This window comes from Coraliomargarita algicola, assembly GCF_033878955.1.
Lineage (GTDB): Bacteria > Verrucomicrobiota > Verrucomicrobiia > Opitutales > Coraliomargaritaceae > Thalassobacterium > Thalassobacterium algicola.
The window spans coordinates 4,414,874-4,437,748 of the sequence record NZ_CP138858.1; the positions used below are offsets into that span (position 1 = coordinate 4,414,874).

17 protein-coding genes are annotated in these 22,875 nt (G+C 49.5%); 13 read left to right on the forward strand and 4 right to left on the reverse strand.

Features of this window, described 5'->3' with window-relative positions:
- Positions 1–18: 18 nt before the first annotated feature.
- The 3 genes from SH580_RS18195 to SH580_RS18205 form a co-directional block, all read right to left on the reverse strand.
- Positions 19–777 (reverse strand): hypothetical protein, encoded by a 759-nt coding sequence (locus SH580_RS18195; RefSeq protein ID WP_319832244.1) that lies wholly within the window; start codon positions 775–777, stop codon positions 19–21.
- Between the two features lie 11 nt (positions 778–788).
- The gene (locus SH580_RS18200) at positions 789–2,510 is read right to left on the reverse strand and encodes a hypothetical protein (RefSeq protein ID WP_319832245.1); all 1,722 of its coding nucleotides are present in this window, start codon (positions 2,508–2,510) and stop codon (positions 789–791) included.
- A 122-nt stretch (positions 2,511–2,632) separates the two neighbouring features.
- Complete coding sequence (locus tag SH580_RS18205; RefSeq protein ID WP_319832246.1) at positions 2,633–4,150, reverse strand: hypothetical protein; 1,518 nt, start codon at positions 4,148–4,150, stop codon at positions 2,633–2,635.
- A 164-nt stretch (positions 4,151–4,314) separates the two neighbouring features.
- Between SH580_RS18205 and SH580_RS18210 the strand changes: the two genes are divergently transcribed.
- The 4 genes from SH580_RS18210 (at position 4,315) to nagZ (ending at position 8,762) form a co-directional block, all read left to right on the forward strand.
- Complete coding sequence (locus tag SH580_RS18210) at positions 4,315–5,370, forward strand: LacI family DNA-binding transcriptional regulator (protein ID WP_319832247.1); 1,056 nt, start codon at positions 4,315–4,317, stop codon at positions 5,368–5,370.
- 149 nt (positions 5,371–5,519) lie between these two features.
- Positions 5,520–6,347 carry a hypothetical protein gene (locus SH580_RS18215; RefSeq protein ID WP_319832248.1) on the forward strand — a complete coding sequence of 276 codons (828 nt, stop codon included), beginning with the start codon at positions 5,520–5,522 and terminating at the stop codon, positions 6,345–6,347.
- Between the two features lie 109 nt (positions 6,348–6,456).
- A complete protein-coding gene (locus SH580_RS18220) occupies positions 6,457–7,671 on the forward strand; it encodes a polysaccharide pyruvyl transferase family protein (RefSeq protein ID WP_319832249.1) in 1,215 nt (404 codons plus the stop codon).
- Positions 7,668–8,762 (forward strand): beta-N-acetylhexosaminidase, encoded by a 1,095-nt coding sequence (gene nagZ, locus SH580_RS18225; RefSeq protein ID WP_319832250.1) that lies wholly within the window; start codon positions 7,668–7,670, stop codon positions 8,760–8,762. The genes SH580_RS18220 and nagZ overlap by 4 nt, the downstream gene beginning before the upstream one ends.
- Before the next feature lie 12 nt (positions 8,763–8,774).
- On the opposite strand, the gene SH580_RS18230 is transcribed toward nagZ, so the two are convergent.
- Positions 8,775–9,545 (reverse strand): SDR family NAD(P)-dependent oxidoreductase, encoded by a 771-nt coding sequence (locus SH580_RS18230; RefSeq protein WP_319832251.1) that lies wholly within the window; start codon positions 9,543–9,545, stop codon positions 8,775–8,777.
- Between the two features lie 188 nt (positions 9,546–9,733).
- On the opposite strand from SH580_RS18230, the gene SH580_RS18235 reads away from it, so the two are divergent.
- The 9 genes from SH580_RS18235 to SH580_RS22245 all read left to right on the forward strand — a co-directional run bounded on the left by SH580_RS18235 (position 9,734) and on the right by SH580_RS22245 (position 22,867).
- On the forward strand, positions 9,734–11,791 hold the full coding sequence (locus SH580_RS18235) for a heparinase II/III domain-containing protein (RefSeq protein ID WP_319832252.1): 2,058 nt from the start codon (positions 9,734–9,736) through the stop codon (positions 11,789–11,791).
- Between the two features lie 65 nt (positions 11,792–11,856).
- On the forward strand, positions 11,857–15,153 hold the full coding sequence (locus SH580_RS18240; protein WP_319832253.1) for an ABC transporter substrate-binding protein: 3,297 nt from the start codon (positions 11,857–11,859) through the stop codon (positions 15,151–15,153).
- A gap of 35 nt (positions 15,154–15,188) precedes the next feature.
- Positions 15,189–16,328 carry an ABC transporter permease gene (locus SH580_RS18245; RefSeq protein WP_319832254.1) on the forward strand — a complete coding sequence of 380 codons (1,140 nt, stop codon included), beginning with the start codon at positions 15,189–15,191 and terminating at the stop codon, positions 16,326–16,328.
- 21 nt (positions 16,329–16,349) lie between these two features.
- Positions 16,350–17,420 carry an ABC transporter ATP-binding protein gene (locus SH580_RS18250; protein WP_319832255.1) on the forward strand — a complete coding sequence of 357 codons (1,071 nt, stop codon included), beginning with the start codon at positions 16,350–16,352 and terminating at the stop codon, positions 17,418–17,420.
- Positions 17,417–18,466, forward strand: a complete 1,050-nt coding sequence (locus tag SH580_RS18255; RefSeq protein ID WP_319832256.1) for an ABC transporter ATP-binding protein — start codon at positions 17,417–17,419, stop codon at positions 18,464–18,466. Before SH580_RS18250 ends, SH580_RS18255 begins: the two co-directional genes overlap by 4 nt.
- 33 nt (positions 18,467–18,499) lie before the next feature.
- Positions 18,500–19,831, forward strand: a complete 1,332-nt coding sequence (locus SH580_RS18260) for an alpha-L-fucosidase (protein WP_319832257.1) — start codon at positions 18,500–18,502, stop codon at positions 19,829–19,831.
- A 416-nt stretch (positions 19,832–20,247) separates the two neighbouring features.
- Positions 20,248–21,993, forward strand: coding sequence for an alpha-L-fucosidase (locus tag SH580_RS18265; RefSeq protein WP_319832258.1), 1,746 nt, complete (start codon positions 20,248–20,250; stop codon positions 21,991–21,993).
- A gap of 233 nt (positions 21,994–22,226) precedes the next feature.
- Complete coding sequence (locus tag SH580_RS18270; protein ID WP_319832259.1) at positions 22,227–22,697, forward strand: hypothetical protein; 471 nt, start codon at positions 22,227–22,229, stop codon at positions 22,695–22,697.
- A gap of 86 nt (positions 22,698–22,783) precedes the next feature.
- Positions 22,784–22,867: a PEP-CTERM sorting domain-containing protein gene (locus SH580_RS22245; RefSeq protein ID WP_425607164.1), complete on the forward strand. Its 84-nt coding sequence runs from the start codon at positions 22,784–22,786 to the stop codon at positions 22,865–22,867.
- Positions 22,868–22,875: the final 8 nt, after the last annotated feature.

Consider the following 22,875-nt stretch of genomic DNA (forward strand, 5'->3'; position numbering starts at 1 on the left):
CTTGGGGGGATTACGGAGCTAATCGTCCGCGTTTAATGTTAGAATTCGATATAAACTTTTATTCGCCTGAGGATTATATATTAAGAAAATTAAACGGCTGTCGGGCTGTATCATCTTGCGTGTCGAATAGCGCAGTGTCCATTGCCCTGCCTGCTCGCTTTCGACGGCGATTTGAATGGGTAATTTAGAATCTCTCAGGTGATTGATGGCAACTGTTTCGCTAGCCATCGCCCGCATCTGCATCTGCGTCTCGCCGACTTGGATTGCGATGTCACTCGGAGTCAGATTGTAGATGATTGTGTTACCTGCTGATAATTTTTGCTGTGATGTATCGACTGCTAGAATCTGATATTTGACAGTGCTTTGTGATTCTGGAAATAAGATAAACAGTCCATCCGTCATCGAGGCCGGTGGATTGACCTCGGCAATAATCGAGGGTAATTGGTCACCGGTCGGGGCTGAGTCATACTCGATGAAGCGTATTGGAGGCGGTCCTGAGTATGTGATTGGTTTGGACAGCCTCGCTTTATCTGCAGGGATCAATATTGTCTGGTCACCTTGGAGTAGGCCGATTCGTTGGCCCACATATTTGGGGAGCAATTCGCCTTCTTTACTGACTGCCAAGCTCGCATTCTGGTCGAGCGTTGCGCCTCCGTGTGGCCAGATATAAATTTGGAAGTCGAGCTTGAGCTGAGGTGTGTCATCCGCTTTTTGAGCGTGAAGGTGGATTGATAACGATAGTAGTAGACCGAGGAGTAGAGAAAGTGTTTTGGACATGTTCAGGCTGGCTAGATTTCGTCGGCTGTTAGCCACCGGAACTCGATGATTCGATAATGGCGGCCGAAAGTTTGATTGATGGCAGATAGGGGCGGAAGACTTGCGAGGGCGGCTTGAGTATCATCCAGAGGTGTCCATGCTACATTTTCTTGAGCATTCACAAAGTCGGGAATGCGTTGCACGATAGCCTCGCACCATGCTTGGCCTTTTGCGAGGCCGGTGACTTGGTCGAGGGATTCACCATAAGCACGAATACGAAATGTATCTGATCGTGCGCTGAGTGTGGCACCTGTGCGAGCTAGGATGTCAGCTTGAGTCAAAGAACCAGGTGTGCCTTCTGTGGCCCAGCCCGCCTCGGCGGATGCTTGCATGCCAGTGACACCACTGCTTGTGGTCGGGAAGTCTTCTAGTTCTGAATTCAGTCCTGAGGCATTAATCGCCGCCTGCAGCGCGCCACTTAGTTTCTGTGCATCTGTTGCGCCATCGATTGATCGGTTTACAAAATTGGCCAGAGTGGTGAAGGGGCCGCGTTCTTTGACTTGTTGAACCATTGCATCGGCTAAGTCAGTAATTTGCTGCGGGGTGAGTATTCGGAAGCCGTCGAAGACTGCTGAGTTCGTGGAGCCTCCAGAGCCCGTATAGGCATTCCCGACTGGATTATTTAAGCGTAGCATTGGTGATGCGGGATTGCTTAGATCGGCGGTGTAAGTCGCCCCGTCGGTGGGGGTGACATCGACTCCATAAAAGGATGCAAATAAAGCCTTCCATGCTTCGACTGAAGTGGAGTTTACATTAAAGGCTCCGTTCATCATTAAGCCTGCCGAAGCCTGGTCTATGTCTTGCAGCGAAGGAGTCGCGGAAGTGGAGGCTGTGAGTCCTAGGTCCGCGGCAGAAACTATGCGGCTGTTTGCCAGTGGAAAGGATATGTTGCCAGTCGCGGGAACCGTTGAGAAAAAATAGCCGTCCCATAGCGATTCGTTTAGTAAATAGGAGTAATCGTAGAGCAAGCCTTGGAAGGTGAAGTAGCTGCTGTTTGTCGGACTCAAGTCGCCCCAGTTTACATACAAAGCGTCTAGGGGGATTTGTGGATTTGCTAGCGAGCTTCCAATGGCGTAGGCCGGCGTCAAATTATCGAAACGCGTATAACGATTTAAATATGCAGTCAGTTCTTCGTCGTTAGCTGGGCTAAAACTACTGTCTAAATAGCGGAATAATGGAGCGTGCATGAGCTGTCCAATTGAATGAATCCAGCTTAGGTCCTCAGGCACCTCATAAAGTATGGCTCGATCAACTGCGCCGATCGACAAGGATTCGGAAAGGCCAACTAAGGCAGCGGTTCCGTCTAGTGTTTCCACTTCGGCGTATGTGCCATCGGTTTCTATGGCAGTGCGAAAGGATGGATTATTATTGGGGTTTCTCCGGTAGTGCGCACTCGGCATTGAAAATTCGTAAGGAATGGTTCCCTGCATCCTAGCGCGCGGGTTGTAGTTCGCTAGCCACTTTCGCGTGCGGTCCATGGGCGATGTCGTGGATACCGTATCGACATAAGTGCGAATGGCTTTGAAGCCGAAATACTCCGCGACTTCAAGATCTGTGAAGGGGGTCGTTTCGCTGAATGGGCCCATTGTCAACGAGGCCGGAGTCGAGGGGATCGTGGTATTTAAATATAAGGCTTCTGAAAGTACATCGGTTTCGGCAAATTGCCCCATGCCCTGAGAGAGGCGAACGCTCAATATATTTGAAGTGAGAATACGAGGCGCATAATCGCGATAATAATCTCCGTTGGTCGTAGCAGGATATAGGCTACGATTGTTTGCATTTAAGTAGTAGCTACCGTTCAGATTTAGTCCCGGTTCTAAGCGGTTTTCAGATGCAGTGGGTGTGGTTGTGTAATTAAAGGGATGATGATATTTCCCATCATTGACGGGGGGGAATAAACCATCGCTTCGCCAGGGGCTAGGCTGACATTCGGTATGTGAAAAATTAGATGAGTCTGGCCGTTCTTTCGGAAATTGTAATCTCCGGAATTCCCGACACTGGCATCTTCGAATGAATTATTTCCATTCTGTAGCTCAATTTGGAAGATTCCAGAGGCTTGAGTTAAATAGGTGAAATTCGAATTATATTGATAGCTCTTTGCTATGCGCAGAGTGTAATCTTCGGTTTCTAGCGGGACGTTGTAAGGGTTCCAGAGTACGACGGCAGGGATGATGTGAACGAAGTATTTTCCAGTCATCCCTGTGGTGTCTGTTTCGTATGTGAGCCGAGAAAAAAACTGCGCACCTGTAATGACAGGAGAGAGTCCGATCTGTGTGTCCGAAGTGGGGCGGACTAAGAGCTCTCCAGAGCTGTTGGATGGGTAGTTGACCCAAGATCGGAGTTGTTCCCACAGGGGGCCTCCCGGGTCCACTGCACTACTGAACGAAAGCCCGCTGCTCGTCGGGTGCTGGCTGATCGGGGGGAATATACTAGAGCTAGGCTCGGTGGCGCTGCTGGCCAGCCCTGCGCTGAGATCCTTTTTGAGGCCTCCTTGGGCGATGTCTGATAGGATCCCGTAGCCGTAGGTCGTCAGGTCATGGAAGCGTAAGCTTGAGATCTTGTCTGTAGCTGATGGAATCAGAATATCTAAATGACTACGATCTGCGATGCGGCTCACTTGTGCCGGTGTATCGAGAGGGAAATTCTCAAGCTCAGTCATTGCATTGACTCCATTACGCTGAGCCGACACGAGCTTCAGTTTTTCTGGGTCCAATAGATCATTACGTTCTTGAATACTCAGATTGATTTTAGATTTGAGGCCCTCATCGCCGACCCAGTAGGCGTAATTTCCGGTTCTCTGAAGATCGCCGGAGATGCTTTGCTTGGGTGCATAGACGAATTTTTCTGAGGCAATCCCCGTCGTGGAAGAGGCGGTTTTCTCGGAGACTATAATGGCAACATCTGAAGCAGCCGGATCTAAAGCCGTGTTGTCGGCCAGTTGCTCGAGAGGATCGGCTCCAGTGTTTCCGCTGACTAGCCAAGTGGATAAGGTGCCATCGTTCTTCCATACGCCGGTCCAGAATGGATTCGCGACGTCATCGACTAATTCTGTATCACTCGTGCTGTCTAATAATTCAGCACGAGCAGTGACTACGGTGTCAACGCCTGTGTGTTTCTGTAGTTCACCCAGTGCGATCTGTAAGCCAAGAAATGCGTTTTGCTGTGCTTGTTGCTTTGAGATCGAAATCGCTGCAGTGGATACTTCAGTGCGTATTAATAACTGCATCGATAGCAGCAGCATTAAGACAAAGGCCATCATCAGCAGCGAGATCACTAATGCAAAACCATTGCTAGCTGTTTTCGGTCGAGTGCTATGTTTGAGTGGGTTTTTCAAAACGTAAAACATGTTGATTTCACTTCGATGAACTGAGGCGAATCGAGCGTGTTCAGAACTAGCATTGAATGCGGGGTAATTGATGCTTGGGCAGTTTAAGTCAAGTTGTAGAATTGTGGAGATTGTCCTTGCTAAGTGGAAGACTCCGCAAACTTTAATCATAAATGAAGAAAAAGAAAATATCGTCGATGGCTGAATTGGCTAAGATCGCTAAATGTAGTGTCATGACTGTTTCTTATGCTTTGAGGGGGAGTCATGAAGTGTCTGAAGAGACCCGCTTGCGCATACAAAAGCTCGCCCATGAGTATGGCTACCGAAAAAATCCATTTGTATCTGCTTTGATTACGAATCGTCGATCTAAGCGGTCTGGTGGGTTGGATGTGATTGGGCTGATCACTAAGTTTGATGTGCCTATGAGTCAGTGGAAAGAGCGCCAGCACTTTTATTCAGATTTATATGAAGGAATGGTAGAGCGTGCTGCTGAGTTAGGTTTTCGTATTGATGAATTCCCTACATACGGCGGAGAGAATGCGTTAAATGGGCGTCAGTTGAATCGCGTGTTGGCTACTCGTGGGATTCGTGGCGTGATCCTAATGCCGGGAGGCGAATATAATCGTAACTTTCCCTTGGATGACTTCGATTATTCTGATTTTAGCGTGGTTGCGGCTGCCTTTCATGCGAGGCAGATGCATATTCATCGTACGGCAACGGATTACAGTGGTGGAATTGAGTTGTGTTTGCAGGAGGCCAGTAAGCGTGGATACAAGCGTATCGGTCTTGCCATGGATCAGAGTCTGGACCCTAGCTTGAGGTACGGGTTCTCTGGGCGTTTTCTCGCGTGGCAAGCGGGCCAACTGAAAAAGAACTGTGTGCCTCTTATCGCTGGTAGAGCAGGGGGGCTATACAGAGATAGTTTTCTCGCATGGTATCAAAAGCACAAGCCAGACTGCATTTTATCTCCTTCAGTGTCGCCCTTACGATGGCTTGAAGGGATTGATGTGGTTGTGCCGCGGGATGTGGGATGCATTTTCGTTCCGGTACGTGATCATCCCCATTTGAGCGGTTTTGACGCTCGCACACATGTCGTTGGGAGAACCACTGTGAACCTACTGGCACGTGAGCTATTTTTAAATAATACGGGCTTACCTGAATATCCGGAAGTCGTCATGGTCAGTGGTCAATGGCAAGAGGGAAATACCGTGGCGCTGCCTGTTGCTTGATTGCTAAGGCCGTTGAGCAGGTGGATTGCACAACAGTTGTAAAAGGCCTGTATGATTAAAGTGAAGATTGGCTGTCCAATGGGAAAGGGAAACCTATAAATGGTATTCTTCACCCTACTTGTATCACATAAACCACAACATAAATAATTATGACTATGAACTACTCCCGCTCTCTTGCCCCCGTTTTCTTCTCAGTTTTGGTTGCCTTGTCGGCTGCGCCTGTATTTTTGAATGCTGCAGAGATCTCTAATCCGACCTTGTACACTTCAATGGATCCGGATGGTGCACGCGATATCACTCTTTCTGACGCAAGCAATGCGACTTCTCAGGCTACTTTAGAGGCTTTGGATGATTTCTTGGTGGTCCGCGACTTTACTGGTGCTGTAGATGGCACAAATGTTGTATCGTTTACGGATGCATCCGTGCCGGACATTCAAATTTCCTTTGGTGGGACGGCTAACGGTGCGAGCTCAGGCAGTATTGTAACTAACAGCGGGTTTATTACATCAGCTGGCAGTGGTATCCGCGCTGTGAGTGGTTCGAATGATGCGGGCACTATCATCGGGACGATTGATTTTGGTTCTTGGAGTGGTAGCACGTTTGCTTCGAATGTGAATGCAGTCTCTGCAGCTGCATTTACTTTGTCACAGCCTGGTCGTTGGGTGCGTATTGATTCTGTGGTGGTTACATTTCTGGGAATCGATGATTCAACAGTGCTTAATACGCAAACAATCTTAGGCTCGTCGATTACGGATAAGGATTCCAATCAAGGTCTCTATTTTGGCTATAAAGCTGGCAGCGGCGAGGCTATTGGATCGGCCGTATTGACCGTGAATTTGAACGATGTCGTGACAGGAGATAATCCGCTCATGGGCTTGGATGACATCAGCTTTGCAGCGATTCCTGAGCCTGCAACGAGTGTGAGTCTTTTGGGTGGAATGGTTCTACTTATGTCGGTGGCAATGCGCCGTCGATAAATTATTAGCAAGCGCTCAGTAAGATCCGCTTAGCTTGTATTTATTCATCATTGCTGCGGAATTCTGTTATCATGAATGACACTATGATTGGTGTCGTGAGGGGATTATTATGTCTGGAAAACAAGTGAAAGTGCTCGTCAAGTCATCTTGGCAGTCGGTCAATATCGGAGATGTGGGGCATACGCCTGGCTTGCTTCGTTTGATTGAGCAAGCCATGCCGAATGCGGACATTACCTTATGGGCTGGTAATTTAGATTATGGTGTCGATGAGATGCTCAAGCGGGATTTTCCGAATGTTCAGATTTATGTTCAGCGTGCGAATGAGGCGGGGATGCCGACGTCGTCGGATCTGCTTCAGGCCTGGAAGGATGCTGAGTATTACATTCATGGCTCGGGCCCATCGCTTGTAGCTGAACACGCAACGCGTGCTTGGGCGAATACGGGACGACCATTTGGAGTGTATGGGGTCACGCTTGAGAGTTTTGATGCGAATCTGTTGAGTCTGCTCAATCAGGCAGATTTCATTTTTTGTCGTGATACCGATTCGCTGAAAGCCGCTCGCGCAGCTAAGGTGCAGGTGCGTTATTTGGAATTCGCTCCAGATGCGGCATTTGCGACCAATGATCGTGATGATGCATTGGCAAATGCCTATTTGAATTCGGTGGATTTGGCTCCGCGGGAGTACATCTGTGTATTGTCGCGATTGCGCTACACCCCTTACTTCAAGATTCAGAACCGTGAACCCGATCTCAGAGAGAGGGAGCGTCAGGAAATTAGTGAAGCGCATAAGGAGTCCGATCATGAGCCCTTACGACGTTTGATGATCGATTGGGTGCGTGAAACCGGGAAGAAGGTTTTACTCTGCCCGGAGATGACTTATGAGATCGAACTGACGAAGGAAGAGTTGCATGACCGCATGCCTGAAGACGTTCGACCCAATGTAGTATGGCGTGATACTTACTGGCGTCCAGACGAGGCCAGTAGTGTGTATGCCAATGCGATCGCGGTGGTGAGTATGGAAATGCACTCGCCGATCCTTGCCTGTGCGGTCAATACGCCAGCATTTTATTTGAGAGTGCCGACGGATACTTGTAAGGGGCAGATGTGGCGTGACCTGGGGCTACCTGAATGGATTTTTGAAGTTGAGGACACGGACGGATCTGAGATGTCGGCTGCGCTTTTACAGTTGGTGAATGATCCTAGGCGGGCTCAGGAGAAATTGGCACATGCGCAAAGCCGAGTGAAGCATTTACAGCAACGTTCAATGGATATTGTGCGTGAGTGCGTATCGAATTCTAGTGTTAATGTAGCGACTGTTTTATGAGTACTGTGAATCAAATTTTGGTGACAGGTGTGCCGGGGCCTGTGTTGGATGCGGAGACCGCAAAGATGTTTCGCATGGTGCAACCGGGAGGCTACATCTTATTTGCGCGTAACATTGAGTCCGCTTCGCAATTGCGTAAACTGATCGATGATTTACGTGGTCTAAGTGAAGTAGATCCTGTGATCATGGTGGACGAAGAGGGTGGTCGTGTTTCCCGATTACGCCATATCGGCCATGAGTTGCCGAGTGCGCAAGAATATCTAGAGCGAGGCGATCAAGCGTTGATCAAACGTCATGGTGCATTAACGGGGGAGTTGATGCGCTTGTTTGGCATGAACTTAAACTTATGCCCAGTGGTTGAAGTTTCATTTGATGATGAGGCTGATAATTCGCTGCGAGGGCGTTGTTATGGTACCACGCCTCAGCAGGTTGTCGAATATGCGAGGGAGTTTAACCAAGCCTTGCGTAACGAAGGGATCCTTAGTTGTGGTAAGCATTTTCCTGGATACGCAGGCGTGGTTGTGGATCCGCATCATGAACTACCCGCATCGCATCGTACACGGGCGCAACTCAATGAGGCAGAGTTGATTCCATATTTTCAAATGGCTACAGAGCTAGACTCCGTCATGACTGGCCATACTTGGTATCCTTGCTTTGATGAAAAGGAGCTTCCGTCGAGTTTGTCTTCGAATATTATTAAGAATGTATTGCGGGAGGAAATTGGCTATCAGGGCTTAGTGATCAGCGATGATTTGGATATGGGAGCACTGCTTGAAAAATATAGCCAGGCGGAAAGCATTCGTATGGCAGTCGAAGCTGGCAATGATCAGCTCTTAATTTGCCATCGGGTGACTTCTTTAGCTGAAGCCGCGCAAGCATTGAAGAGCGTTGCAATGCAGGATGTAGATCGAGCGCTTGAAAATATTCATGTGGCCAAGCAGAAGCTTGAGTCGCCCACGGACTTTAGTGAAGCGCGCTATGCGGAGCTGAATGCCGCAGTCTGGGATCTACGAGTGGATACACTCGGGGAAGAACAGGCGAAGGTGCGAAAAGTATATAAGCATAAGGTTTCTCCTGTTGAGACCTATTAGCCTCTCAATCGTTTAGCGTATATTCATGCCACCATTGATGTCGATTGTGGCACCTGTGACGTATCGGCCTGATTCAGAGCAAAGATAGCCTGCTGCCGCACCGACGTCGTAAGGATTACCTAGGCCCAGAGGGACAGAATCGGCGAGTTCTTTAATTTTCTCGGCTGGGTAGGTGCGTTGCAGTAAGTCGGTGAGTATGATGCCCGGGCAGATTGAATTGACTGTGATATTGTAGGGGGCGGCTGTCCGTGCGAGTGTCTTTGAGAAACTCAATTGTGCACCTTTGCTGGCGGCGTAGTGAACATGTCCAAACAGGGCTCCTTGGTGTGCGGTGACTGAGCTGATTTGGATGATTCTTCCCCATTTCCTTGCTTTCATGCGTTTGAATGCTGCGCGAGCACACAGGAAATTGGCGGTGATGTTGACGTTTAACATTTCTTGCCATTCCTGTAAGGAAATCTCTTCAATGGTGTGCGGGTAGCAGATGCCCGCATTGTTGATCATAATGTCGATTGAGCCGAACTTTGATTCGTTTTTAGAAAACATGTTTTCGACTGAGGATTCATCCGTTACGTCGGCCTGGTGGTAAATCACTTCGGCTCCAATCTTGCGAATTTTGTTGAGCGCCGGCCTTGCTTCTTCGTCAGTGATGAGACCATTTAAGATAATGCGCGCACCCATTTGAGCGAGCACTTCTGCGATGCCTAAGCCAATCCCTTGGCAGGATCCTGTAATGAGTGCGGTGCGGCCTGTTAAATTAAAAAGTGGTGTAGAGGCTGTCATTCAATTGATTTAGCGAGCCAGATTCGCTGGTGCAATTGAATCAGAACTTTAATACTAAAGCTGCTTTGGGATCATACTGGCTTTACAATTAAAGTCTTGGGGGCTTTGCGATGTGCCTGTGACTCTGTTCTTTCTACAGCTCTAATAATCGCGATGTTTAAAAGCTGCTAAGTGTCATCCATTCATTCATGTCTATCCCCAAACCTATGTTTATGCCCCGTGTTACTTTACTGACTCTGCCTCTGCTATCTCTGGTGTTTTTCTCTGCTTGTTCAAAGGAGCACAGTGCCCAGCAAGAGCGTCCCTCGGGGGAGCTTGCACCGATCACGCAGGTCTCTGAGCAGGCCGACTTGATACCTGCGGTTAAAGCTGGTGAAACACTGATGTCAACTGATGAGGCTTTTGAGAAAGTGATGTCGGATGCCTCTTTAGTGGAGGCGCGTCAACGCCTGCTAGATCGTGCGAAGAAAGACGTGGATCGCGGCGTGATTCATCGGCCAGAGACATTGGATGAGTTATATAATTCACAATTGTCTATTCGCTATAAAAAGAGACCTGCACACATGAGCGAATTGAATGATGAAATGTGGCGAACCTTTGCATTGGCACTGGGTGATACAGGCGCGGGCACTCGACTGGCGGTTCGTTTGCCGCGCATGGCGGCAGCGGTACGAATTCAAAAGGATCCGGAGGTTTACGCCTATGTTGTCGATCAACTGCAGGAGCTGGCTTCTTGGGCTCCTTTACAGCGTCCAGGCTGGTCGCTGCGAAATTCGAATTTGCAACTCAAGCCAGGTGGGGACGGTGCCTGGTTGGGAACTGGTACTTTAGTTCGAGCGATTACGGAGAGCTTGGCAATCTTACCAGAGGGCTCTCTGCCTGATGGTCTGCGAGAGGCATTGCATCAGCGTTTGGCGAGTGAATTGGCGGCAGTGTATGACGATTTTGTAAGTAAGCGTCCCTGGTATGCGAAGGGGCAGGCAGTACAGAGTAATCAATGGATACTACCGAGCGAAGCGCTTGTGCGGGCCAGTATTACACTTGGAGTGGATGCCAATCGCGAAGCCTATGAGTTGGGGGTTCAGAATCTTATACGCTCGATGGATTTTCAAGGGAAACAGGGGGAGTTTGTCGAAGGTCACTCTTATGCGCGTATGTCGTTAGCGGGTATCCTCTCTGCGGCTCGTGCCATGGCACAAGAGGGGGATCGTCGCTTAATTGATCATCCGTTTCTTGCAAATTTCCCGACATGGTTTGTGCATCATTATCAGCCTGGTGATTCAATGCTCAATAGTTTCGATTCTGGACGTCATAAATCAACCAGTTGGGAGTATAAGGAGTTACTGGCCGATTTCTATACCGCAACTGCGAATCCAGTGGCTCTGTGGGCGATGGAAACTCGATCTGGTTTTCCAGCAGATACCTTTAACGGCTTGGTCGCTCAAGCGGATGCGGCTAGTGTCGATGAGTTTGAGATGCCTCCACTCTTTGCGAACTACGAATTGGCTACGCATCTTAACTGGCGCAGTAGTTGGGATGATAAGACAGCGACGGGCTTTTGGATGCGAGGGGGGAGCTCAAGAGATTTTCATGATCATATGGATCGTGGGCACGTAAACTTTATCGTGGGTGAGCGTAAGATTCTGATTGAAGCGGGCACCTTTAATTATGGCCTGAAGAATTATCTGACGCATTTCAGAGGTGTTGCTGGTCATAATGTGCTACAGGTTGGAGATTTTACTCCAGAGCAACTGACACCAGAAGTGATGAAGGCGGGGGCGGGTCAAATATTTGACGAGGAACATCGGGTCGCACCGATCACTGTGGAGTGGATGGATGCAACTGGAGGGAGTGCGTCAGTGGATGTATCGGGATGTTATGCATCGGTGAAACGTTGGGTTCGTTACGTGACTTGGGATGCCAAGCAATTAACTGTGCGTGATGAAGTTGAATTGCATGCGGCGGATACGGTTTTATTTCGTTGGCACCTCGGTGTGTCGGATGATGTGCGTCGTCTTGCAGTTCAATCTTCGCCGGATGCCCTCCAGAGCTTGAGCTTGCAGGCGAATGGTTTTTCCATTGAGGCTGAAGCTGATTCTGCAATTACAGGACAGATTGAAATTATGCCGGATGCGACTTTAGATCTGGATGCAGAGGGGCCGACGAATCATCAGTGCCTTGTGGTGCAATCGGCAGAGCCTGTCAGTAGTTTCATACTCAATACAGTTATCAAAGTTACCGAATAAGCGGCTTCGAATCAAATACCTGCTTTACTACGGCTAGTCAGTCGATGCGTCGTTATACCCCTAGGATGTCTAAATTATCAAATAGTTACTTTAAGGCTATTGGCCTCTTTATTGCGGTCGCTAGTGCTTTAATGCTCTGCTCTTGGGGCATTTCCGTTTGGATGCGCCCGGTGATCGAAAGCACGCCCATCGTTTATGATGCCGCGGAACTTGAGGCGATTCATTTGGATCGCTCAGAGATGGGAAGTGCTACAGAGCCTCCGGTGGTGCAGGTTGATGTGGATTATACCATTGGGCACTCTGCAGCATGGTATCCTAAAGGTGAGTCGCCGATCTTAGCCGAACTGGTCGAGCGTGGCGATATACCCGCTGTTGAGGAGAGAGTTGGGGAGGAACCGGTTGTCTTGCAAGGACCCGATGGGGTGGGGAGGTTCGGAGGCACCTTATTTCGAGTGGCGAGTTCGTCCAGCGATGTGTCGCTGATCGGAGATCGTCTCGCGGCGTCGACGCTGGTGCGCTGGTCACCCATGGGCTATCCCGTCCGACCTCATATTGCGAAAAGTTGGGAGAGCTCAGAAGATCGACGTGAGTGGACTTTTCATTTGAGAAAAGGCATGAAGTGGTCCGATGGCTCGCCATTTACAAGCGACGATATTCACTATTGGTGGGCTGAAGAGCAATACTTCAATAGCAGAGCGCCTAGCTGGATGATTGTAGGTGGTGAAGCCGGCGATGTTGTTAAAGTCGATGCATACACCGTAAAATTCACTTTCCCTAAGCCTTATGGTAATTTTCTTGAGATGCTGGCCAACCCGGTTTTCCCGTATTCTCCAAAGCATTACCTGGAGCCCTACCACCCCGAATGGGGCGATTCCGAATTGATTGAAAAGGCCATGCAAGCCCGTGGCTTCTCCACTGCCCGGGCACTTTATTTTAAGCTGAAGAATTTTCGCAATCCAGAGCATCCACGCATCTGGCCATGGGTCTATCGCACCTACCAAAACAATCCACCCGAGAGTTTTGTTCGGAATCCCTATTACTGGGCTGTGGACGAGGCCGGTAATCAGTTGCCCTATTTAGATCGAATTTTATTCAGTGTAAAAGCTCCCAAGCTAATCCCAGTCGCTGCGGCTGCAGGCGAGATGAGCATGCAGGCACGGCATGTGCGCTTTTCAGATTATACGTTGTTGATGGAGAATCGAGAGCGTAACCATTTTCAAGTGTATCATTGGTTGTCGGCAGATCGTTCGGCGTGGGCTTTGTGGCCGAACCAGAATCGCTATGTGGACCCAGAAGACCCGAGCACTGCACTGAAGGCTGAATTGTTGAGAGACAAGCGTTTTCGTCAGGCCCTGTCATTGGCGATCGATCGGGAAAATATTATATCCGCCGTCTACAGTGGATTTGGTGAACCTGCTCAAATTGCCCCCGGTAAGGGATCTCCGTATTTTTCGGAAAAATTGCTACACAGCTTTACTGAGTTCGATCCAGAACGTGCGAATGCAATGTTGGATGCGCTTGGCTTAGTTCGAGATGAGTTTTCGGGGATGCGAACCTTTTCAGATGGTAGTCCCATGACATGGTACATTGATTACACTGATTATACCGGTGAGGGGCCGGTGCAGTTTGTGATCAACAATTGGGCTGAGGTTGGAATACGTGCGGTGCCTCGCGAACGTTCACGCCCGCTATTTTGGGCAGAAAAATCCAGCTTACAGCATGATTTTACGGTGTGGTCTGGGATGAGTGAATACAACCCGACTGTCGGATCTCGTAGTTTCGTCGCCGACAGTGCGCAATCGCATTTTGCGATGTCTAATGCCGCATGGTTTCTTCGCGGCGGTCTGTATGGCGACCCACGAGCGCAAGGAGGAGAGATGGTTGAACCTGTCGTCGGTAGCCCGATTCGTCGTGCGATGGAGCTGCGCGAAGAGGCGATACAGGCGACTACTGATGAAGCGCAAATGCGCTTGTATCAGGAAATTTTAGAAATCGCAGCCGAGAATCTGTGGTCGATCAGCATTGCGACACCACCGCCGCAACCAGTGCTGGTCAAAGATGGCCTGCGTAATGTCGCACCGAAGGCTTTGGTTGGTTATACTTATATGACGCCTGGTAATACTGGTGTGGAAACGTATTATTATGACGAGCCCACAGAATCGCCAGAAGCGCTGCTTGAGATTCAAGACCAAATGACGCGCATTGTTCCTGAGCCTCAAAGTGTATCAGGACAAGTTGCTGAATTGAAGCATGGCAAAGGGATCGCTTGGTGGTTCGGTCGCGGACTGATGCTTACCTTGCTTGCTGTCTTTGTTTTCTCCGCAGTGAAATTTCCTTATATCGGGAAGCGTTTTATAATTCTAATTCCGACGCTCTCAGTGGTTTCTTTGGTGATTTTTTATATTATTCAACTGCCACCGGGGGATTACGTGGAAACACGCATCTTACAGCTGCGTTTGACTGGTGATGAGGCGGCAATCGAGCAAGTCGAAGAATTGAGACAGAGCTTTCACTTGGATGAACCTTTTTTCCAGCAGTACAGCCGATGGATCGGTTTAACATGGTTTACCAGTTTTGATGAAGGTGATAAGGGGCTGTTACAAGGGTACATGGGGCGGTCTATGGAAACGGAGACGACTGTTAATTCACTGGTGGGAGATCGTCTTATTCTGACACTATTAGTCTCTTTCTTTACCGTTATGTTTACTTGGGCACTTGCTATCCCGATTGGGATCTATTCAGCCGTGCGTCAGTATTCGTTTGCGGATTATATTTTCACCACAGTTGGTTTTATCGGTATGTGTGTGCCAAACTTTCTGCTTGCGATCGTATTAATGTATTGGAGCACGAAGGACCTTGGCGTGAACGTTACGGGGCTCTTTTCTCCGGAATACGCAGCGATGCCAGGTTGGTCTTGGGGCAAGGTGCTTGACCTGATGACTCATATTTGGGTGCCGGTTATTGTGATCGGCACCGCAGGCACTGCGGGGATGATTCGAGTGATGCGTGGGAATTTACTGGATGAACTTCGTAAGCCTTATGTGACCACAGCGCTTGCCAAGGGTGTGCGTCCTTTCCGGCTATTGATGAAATATCCGGTTCGCTTGGCATTGAATCCATTTATCTCGGGGATTGGTAGTATCTTTCCTCAATTGATATCTGGTGGCGCGATCATTGCGATTGTATTGAGTCTGCCGATGTTGGGGCCGTTGTTGCTACAAGGACTGATGACCCAAGATGTTTATCTCGCGGGCTCGATGCTCATGGTGCTCAGTTTATTAGGTGTCTTTGGCACCTTGGTGAGTGATTTATTGCTATTATGGTTGGATCCTCGGATTCGTATGGAAGGAGGTGCCAAGTGAAGCCTGTGATCGATGAAAGCAATTCTATAGAGAACATGATGCCCACGGAGGAAAACCCCATTGTCGGGAATCTTGAAGACAGTAGTGAATCGAATTTGGCCACTTATTCTCAGTGGCAGTTGATTCGCCGGAACTTTGCGTATCATCGACTTGCTTTGATTTCTTTGTTTCTCTTGGGGATACTATATTGTATGGCAGGCCTTGCTGAATTCGTAGCGACGGGGGACCCCGGTAAGATCGAAGTTGATTATATTTATTGTCCACCTCAATCACCTCAGTGGAGCCTTTCAGAGGGCCTACATTATCAGGAACTGACTCGGCAGACCGATCCGATTTCTCTTAAACAATACTATACAGTAACGGGGAGCACGGTCCCTCTTGGTTTTTTCGTTAAAGGGGAGACGTATCACTTGTTTGGATTGATCCCATGGGATCGTCACTTGTTCGGACCTTCTGTTTTGGGAGCGGATGGTGAACCCATCCCATATTATTTCCTTGGTGGGGATGAATACGGGCGAGATGTTTTCAGCCGTTTGATTTATGGGTCGCGTATTAGTTTATCGATTGGTCTATTTTCGATCGTAGTCACCTTCCTGCTAGGAACAGTCATTGGCGGTATCTCAGGCTATGTAGGTGGGCGCGTTGATAACATGATTCAACGACTCATTGAGGTGATTAATTCATTTCCTCATTTGCCCCTATGGCTGGCGTTTGCTGCGGTTGTTCCAGGTGATTGGTCGCCATTGAAGACCTATTTCGCGATTACTATCTTATTGAGTTTATTGGCTTGGACAGGCCTAGCGCGTGTGGTTCGAGGTAAGATTCTCTCTCTTCGAGAAGAGGATTATGCAGTCGCCGCTCGACTATTAGGTGCGGGCGATGGGCGTGTTCTGTTTCGGCATTTATTGCCAGGTTTTACCAGTCACATCATTGTGAGTCTATCGTTGAGTGTGCCAGCGATGATTTTGGCAGAAACAACATTGAGCTTTCTAGGACTGGGTTTGCGGCCTCCGGTGGTTTGGGGAGTCATGCTCCAGGAAGCGATGAATATCGATGTCGTGGCCAATTACCCGTGGCTATTGCTTCCAGTCTTTATGATTATTATGACTGTGATGTGCTTTAACTTTGTCGGGGATGGCATGCGTGACGCAGCCGATCCTTATGCCTCCCGCTAGATTCACTTTTTCTACTTTTTTATGTCCTCTCATTCTGCAGCCATTGAAACCCCAGCGTCAGATACTATTCTCCGTATTCGTAATCTAAGGACATGCTTTCCGAGCGAGGAGGGCGAGGTGCCTGCGGTCAACGATGTGAGCCTTACATTAAAACGAGGCAAGGTTTTGGCGATTGTAGGAGAGTCTGGTTGTGGCAAGAGCGTGACATCCAATTCGATCCTGCGCCTGATTCGTCCACCAGGGCGAATTGCTGGAGGAGAAATTATGTATTACCCGAGTCATGGGGAGCCCTTTGATGTTTTAAAGCTCCCGGAAAAGTCTGATGAGCTCTATGATTTAAGAGGGGGTGCCATCAGCATGATCTTTCAGGAACCAATGACGGCCCTGAGTCCCGTGCATTCGGTCGGGAATCAAATCATTGAAGCGATTCGATTGCACCAGCAGGTGAGCAAGCGAGAAGCGCGTGAGATGACGATCGAAATGCTCCGAGAAGTGGGCATCCCGGGAGCGGAGCGACGTGTCGATCAATACCCGCACGAACTCAGTGGTGGTATGCGACAACGTGTGGTGATTGCGATGGCATTAGTGTGCCGTCCTGAAATTTTGATTGCTGATGAGCCGACGACTGCACTGGACGTTTCAATTCAAGCGCAGATTCTTAAGTTGATTAAGCAATTACAAGAGGCGCGCAATGCGTCGGTGATTTTTATTACGCATGACCTGGGAGTGGTGGCGCAAGTGGCCGACGAGGTTGCTGTCATGTACCCTGGGCGAGTGATTGAATCTGGCTCTGTGCGCGACGTATTAAAGCGTCCGAAGCATCCCTACACGCGCGGACTTTTGAATTCTTTGCCTGGCGTGAATCAGGCACCAGGCGAGCGCTTATCGGCGATTCGAGGCAGCGTTCCCGCATTGACGGCGATACCGAAAGGATGTCCATTCCATACACGTTGTGAGTTCGCCTTAGGTGGGCTCTGTGATGTGGGGGATGCCCCAGAGATGGTCTTGTCAGATACGGGAAGTGATGCGGCTTGTCTGCGACTTGATGCGATTCCTGCATTTGCTCAGCCAGTGAAGGAGAGGACCGTATGAATCATTCAATAAAAGCCGATCACTTAAATGCTACACCTGTCGAGGGCACACAACCATTGTTGCAGGTGCGCAATTTGTGCAAATATTTCCCAGTCTATAGCCAGGGCTTTGTTCGAAAAGAAATTTCGAAAATTAAAGCAGTCGATCAAGTCAGCTTCGATTTGATGCCTGGAGAAACTCTAGGGCTGGTCGGGGAAAGTGGTTCCGGTAAGACCACCTGTGCACGTTCAATTCTACGTGCACTCAGGCCGACATCAGGTGAAGTCATCATGAATCTACCTGATGGGCGCCGCCTTGATCTGGCTCAGCTTTCCAATAAAGCGCTGAAGCCGCTGCGTCAGCAGATGCAGATGATTTTTCAGGACCCCTATGCGTCGCTCAACCCTCGCATGACAGTGGGAGATATTGTAGCTGAGCCGATGAAGATTCATGGCTTAGCTAAAGGGAGTGAGCTGGATGATCGTGTGGAGCGCATCCTTGGTAAAGTAGGCTTGAAACCAGAGCATCGTCATCGTTATCCCCATGCATTCAGCGGGGGGCAACGCCAGCGAGTGGGAATTGCCCGTGCTCTAATCATGAATCCTTCACTAGTTGTGGCCGATGAGGCGGTGTCTGCACTCGATGTGTCCGTTCAGGCGCAGGTGATTAACTTGCTTGGAGATCTGCAGGAAGAGTTTGGACTGACTTATATCTTTGTAGCACATGATCTCAGTGTGGTTCGGCATCTCTGTGACAAGGTCGCGGTGATGTATGCAGGACGCATCGTGGAGATGGCTTCTTCCGCTGCACTCTTTGAGGATCCAAAGCATCCTTATACACGTTCGCTATTAAGTGCAGTGCCATATCCCGATCCGGATATTACAATGGAGTTTGAGTTGGGAGGCGAAGTCGCTGATGCGGGGAACCTGCCTTCCGGTTGTAGTTTCCATCCCCGGTGCAAGGACTGTTTTGAACCCTGTGATCAGAGAACGCCTCAGTTAGAGACGATGCCCGATGGTGCTCAAGTTGCCTGCCACTTATGCTCCCAAGCGAATGTATCGAAATAGAATGGTCGAATTCAAATCTGTTAATATTTTAGTATGAAGTTATCACACCCAGTTCCATCGACTGCGCAACTCGCATGGCAGCGCACCGAAACAAATGCGTTTTTTCATTTTAGCCCTAATACATTTACAGGACTGGAGTGGGGGGATGGTTCGGAGTCTCCGGCTATATTTAATCCAACACAATTGGACTGCCGACAGTGGGCGAGAGCCGCTAAGCAGGGCGGCTTGCGCATTGCGATTTTGACAGCAAAGCATCATGACGGGTTTTGTCTGTGGCCCACTAAAACGACCGAGCATTCTGTGAAATCATCGCCATGGAAGAATGGAAAAGGCGATGTTGTGCGTGAGTTTGTCGATGCGTGTCGCTGCGAAGGTCTGATGGTCGGGCTATATTTATCACCATGGGATCGGCATGAGCAGTGTTATGGCGATTCGCCTCGCTACAATGACTTTTACTGTGCGCAACTAGAGGAGCTCTTGACGAACTATGGTGAGTTACATGAGGTGTGGTTTGATGGTGCTTGCGTCAAGGGGCCCAATGGCGAGATGCAGGAATATGATTGGGAGCGTTATTTTGCTTTGGTGAAGCAGTTACAACCGAACGCCGTGACTTTTGGTGATGGTGGCACAGACGTTCGCTGGGTGGGGAATGAGCTAGGGATTGCGGGGGAAACGAGTTGGTCGACGATAGACCCTGATTTTATCAAGTATCCAGGAGACTCGGGTATTGCTCAAGCTGTTGGTGCGGTCGCAACCGTCGATAAGGAGCAACGTTTGAGAGAGGGCGATGCTCCCGATGCTTGTGCGTTAAGAGTTTGGCGTGCGGTTGAGTGCGATGTGTCGATTCGGCCAGGATGGTTTTATCATCCCGAAGAAGATGATCAGGTGAGAAGTCCGGAGGGGCTGATTCAATTGTATTTTGAGAGCGTCGGGAGAAATGGCGTCTTATTACTTAATTTGCCGATTACACCAGAAGGCTTGCTGCATGAGACGGACGCTAAAAATCTTGAAGCTTATAATATTGAGAAGAAACGGATATTTACTGATGACTTAGTTAAATCTGTCGTTGCATCGGAGACTACGGAAGAGCTGAGTCCTGAGGCCCCGTGGATCGTGAATGTTAGCCTGCTCGGTAAGCGCGCTGTGACGGTATTATGCCTTCAAGAGGCAGTTGAGCATGGTCAACGCATCGCAGAGCATCACGTAGAAGTGAATGAGGGGGGCGAGTGGCGCACGCTTGTGCGTGGGACCACTGTTGGTTATAAGAGATTATATCGTTTCGATCCCATCGAGTGCGCCGAGTTGAGAGTTGTTGTGACTCAATTATTTGGAGCACCGCAATTCTCGGATATAGGCGCCTTCTAATATACCCGCGAGCAGTTTGAGAATTGGGGATCCATCCCATTTGGTTAAAAAGATGGTTTAAGCTCGCAAGTGGCCATTGTGGGCACGGCTAAGCTTAAATGGTGTGGAGGAGGATCTTGCGCGGTGGGCGCTTTGATACAATTATGCTAGAAAGAGTCGTCAGCAGACAGAGATCAACACATCCTTTTTTTATACTTGTTGCCTAGAATGAAAGCCATGCCGGATGGAGCATGGACTGCTGCCCATATTTGCGGTTTAGCCGTTTTGTTAGTCCTGACGTCTGGCTTCTCGTTCGTTGTCGCTACTTCAGCTTCGAACTCATACTTTAACTTTTATACGTGATAGGCAGGAGGGGGCGCTTTTGTTACTCTATGTGTTTCTCATTGAAGGAAGCCCTTTGTTCAATTTATAATCCTATGAAGCCAATCATTCCATTCGTCCTATCGGGGCTGCTTGCGAGCCAAGCCTTGACCCACGCCAATGAAATCACACCGGAAACGGATGCTGCGTATCAGGAGCGCATGCAGTGGTTCACGGATGCCAAGTTCGGACTCTTTATCCACTATGGCGTCTATTCGATCCTCGGAGGGGAATGGCAGGGCGAAGAGATCCGCGGCTATGCGGAATGGATCCAGCGCTGGGGCAAAATTACGCCGGAAGCATACATTCCGCTGGCGGCCGATTTCAGTCCCGACGCGCTCGATGCGGACGCCTGGGTGAAGCGGGCCAAAGAGGCTGGCATGAAATACATGGTCATTACGACCAAGCACCACGAGGGCTTCTGCCTCTGGGATAGCGGCTACACGGAGTATGACCTCGGTGAGGCGACCGCGTTTAACCGTGACATTTTGGGCGAGTTGAAGGCCGCGTGTGAGAAATACGGGATCGCATTCGGCACTTACTATTCGATCATCGACTGGCACCATCCTTCGCAGATTGCCGAGCAGGCCACGAACAAGCCGCCGATGCGCGATAAGGAAGGCTACGTCACTTATATGAAGGCCCAGCTCAAGGAGCTGGTCGAGCGCTATGATCCCGCCATCATGTGGTTCGACGGCGACTGGACGCCTTGGTGGACGATGGATGACGGCGTCGATCTTTATAACTATCTTCGTGAGCTCAGCCCCGATATGATCATTAATAACCGCGTCTCCAAGCGGAAGCAGTTCAAGAAAGACTTTGGCACGCCCGAAAACTTTACCCCCGGTGCGGCGCTCGATCATGCCTGGGAGTCCTGCTGGACGGTGAATCACTCCTGGGGCTTTAAGAAGAGTGACACTAAATGGAAGAGCACCGAGGAGTTGATTCAGAAGTTGATCGATATCGTGGTCAAGGGGGGCAATTTATTGCTCAACGTCGGCCCGCAAGCCGATGGCTCCTGGCCGGAGATGTCGATCCAGCAGTTTGAAGAAATGGGGGAGTGGACCTCTGCGCACAGTGAAGCAGTCTACGAGGCTGAATTTGTGGCCGTTCCTGAACAAGTCTGGGGACGCGTGGCGCAGGCCCAAGGGGCAACTGCGGCGTCCGGCGAGCTCTTTCTCTATGTTTTCGATTGGCCCCAGTCCGGAAAACTGACGCTGAACGATGTTCAATTCGATGAGGCGCAGGCCTACACCTACGACCAGCAAGTGCTTCCGTTGATTCGCACGAAAAAGGGCCCGGTGATCGAACTGTCAACCCTCGAGCCGACGGAGTATGCGACCGTGCTGCGCCTCGAATATGAAGGCCTGCAGAGCGCGAAAGCATCCATCGATGGCTACAGCTTCTCGGGCGACGAGCTTGTGTTACAAGCTTCAGCGGCGAAGCTAAGCGGACCGGAAATCAAATTGGTGGATAACAGCTATATCGGTTTCTGGACCGATCCACAGGCCACCGCGACCTGGAAAATGAACGTGCCTGCTCCAGGCACCTTCCGCGTGAAGGCGCTCTATGCCTGTGCCGATAAATATGACGGCAGCGAGGTGCAGCTCACGCTCGACGGCACGACGCTAAGCGCGACCGTGCCTGCGACTAAAAATTGGAATCGCTACGAGCTCCTGAATCTGGGCGAGATCGAACTCAATCAGGTCGGTACTTTCGACTGTCAGGTCGGTTTCGGCAAGGCGCACAAGGTAGCACTGTTCAACCTGAAGACCCTCATCTTTGAGCCAGTTGGAGAGTAGGGGGGCTTTGCCTCGGGCTGGGAGAACGAGGTGCGGTAGCCTTTGTGCATCTTGAAGTTTATGTTCTACAGCTGTTTATGGAAGCGAGTTGTGTCCGTTTAGTCGACAAAATCAGGAGGAAGCAGTCAAATTTTCTTAGATTTTTTTGCGTGAATCGTTCGCATGGTCACAACTATGAATTATGATCGCTACCTGCTAACCACATACAGAACCAAAAACATAAAGTAAATCACATGAAAAAAACACTACCTAAGTCCCTTGCGATCCTGTTGCCCGCGCTTCCACTGCTTTCGCTGACAGTGAACGCACAAAGCGTCGTTTTTAACGGAAGTTTTGAATTTGCGAACGCAGCTCAAGCAGCGGGTACTGAAACACCAACTACGGGCGGAACCTTTGGTTGGACCGTCGATAACAGCACTGTGTTGCCTTCGGAGTCCGTTGGTGATGGTAATTTCTTCAATCAAGAGGCTAGCGATGGAAGCTATTTGTTGAACATGAATGTGAATGGTAGCTATGCAGAGCAAACTTTAACATTGGTGGAAGGGACCACATACAATGTCTCGTTCGATTGGAATCTTGGTGTGAACGGAGCTAATACCAGCTCGGCTACGATGTCGGTTTTATTGGGGGGGGGAATGTGTTCACCTCAGATTCAGTTGACGAAACTGCTGATAACCAATGGAACAGCGAATCCTTCACCCTGACTGGATTAGCATCTGGCAATACGATTCGTTTCGTTGCCAATATCACAAGTAATGTACAGACGGATGTTTATTTCGACAATGTTGTTGTGAGTGCTGTCCCTGAATCTTCTGCTTATGGATTATTGATGGGGCTGGCAGGCTTGGGCTTTATTTTGAAGCGTCGTCGCTAGTTGGATAT

Coding starts and splice junctions, on each gene's coding strand:
- SH580_RS18235 (WP_319832252.1), top strand. CDS start 9,734: ATGTCTATCCCCAAACCTATGTTTATGCCCCGTGTTACTTTACTGACT.
- SH580_RS18245 (WP_319832254.1), top strand. CDS start 15,189: ATGATGCCCACGGAGGAAAACCCCATTGTCGGGAATCTTGAAGACAGT.
- SH580_RS18215 (WP_319832248.1), top strand. CDS start 5,520: ATGACTATGAACTACTCCCGCTCTCTTGCCCCCGTTTTCTTCTCAGTT.
- SH580_RS18260 (WP_319832257.1), top strand. CDS start 18,500: ATGAAGTTATCACACCCAGTTCCATCGACTGCGCAACTCGCATGGCAG.
- SH580_RS18250 (WP_319832255.1), top strand. CDS start 16,350: ATGTCCTCTCATTCTGCAGCCATTGAAACCCCAGCGTCAGATACTATT.
- SH580_RS18210 (WP_319832247.1), top strand. CDS start 4,315: ATGAAGAAAAAGAAAATATCGTCGATGGCTGAATTGGCTAAGATCGCT.
- SH580_RS18220 (WP_319832249.1), top strand. CDS start 6,457: ATGTCTGGAAAACAAGTGAAAGTGCTCGTCAAGTCATCTTGGCAGTCG.
- SH580_RS18270 (WP_319832259.1), top strand. CDS start 22,227: ATGAAAAAAACACTACCTAAGTCCCTTGCGATCCTGTTGCCCGCGCTT.
- SH580_RS18255 (WP_319832256.1), top strand. CDS start 17,417: ATGAATCATTCAATAAAAGCCGATCACTTAAATGCTACACCTGTCGAG.
- SH580_RS18240 (WP_319832253.1), top strand. CDS start 11,857: ATGTCTAAATTATCAAATAGTTACTTTAAGGCTATTGGCCTCTTTATT.
- SH580_RS18265 (WP_319832258.1), top strand. CDS start 20,248: ATGAAGCCAATCATTCCATTCGTCCTATCGGGGCTGCTTGCGAGCCAA.
- SH580_RS18195 (WP_319832244.1), bottom strand. CDS start 777: ATGTCCAAAACACTTTCTCTACTCCTCGGTCTACTACTATCGTTATCA.
- nagZ (WP_319832250.1), top strand. CDS start 7,668: ATGAGTACTGTGAATCAAATTTTGGTGACAGGTGTGCCGGGGCCTGTG.
- SH580_RS18230 (WP_319832251.1), bottom strand. CDS start 9,545: ATGACAGCCTCTACACCACTTTTTAATTTAACAGGCCGCACCGCACTC.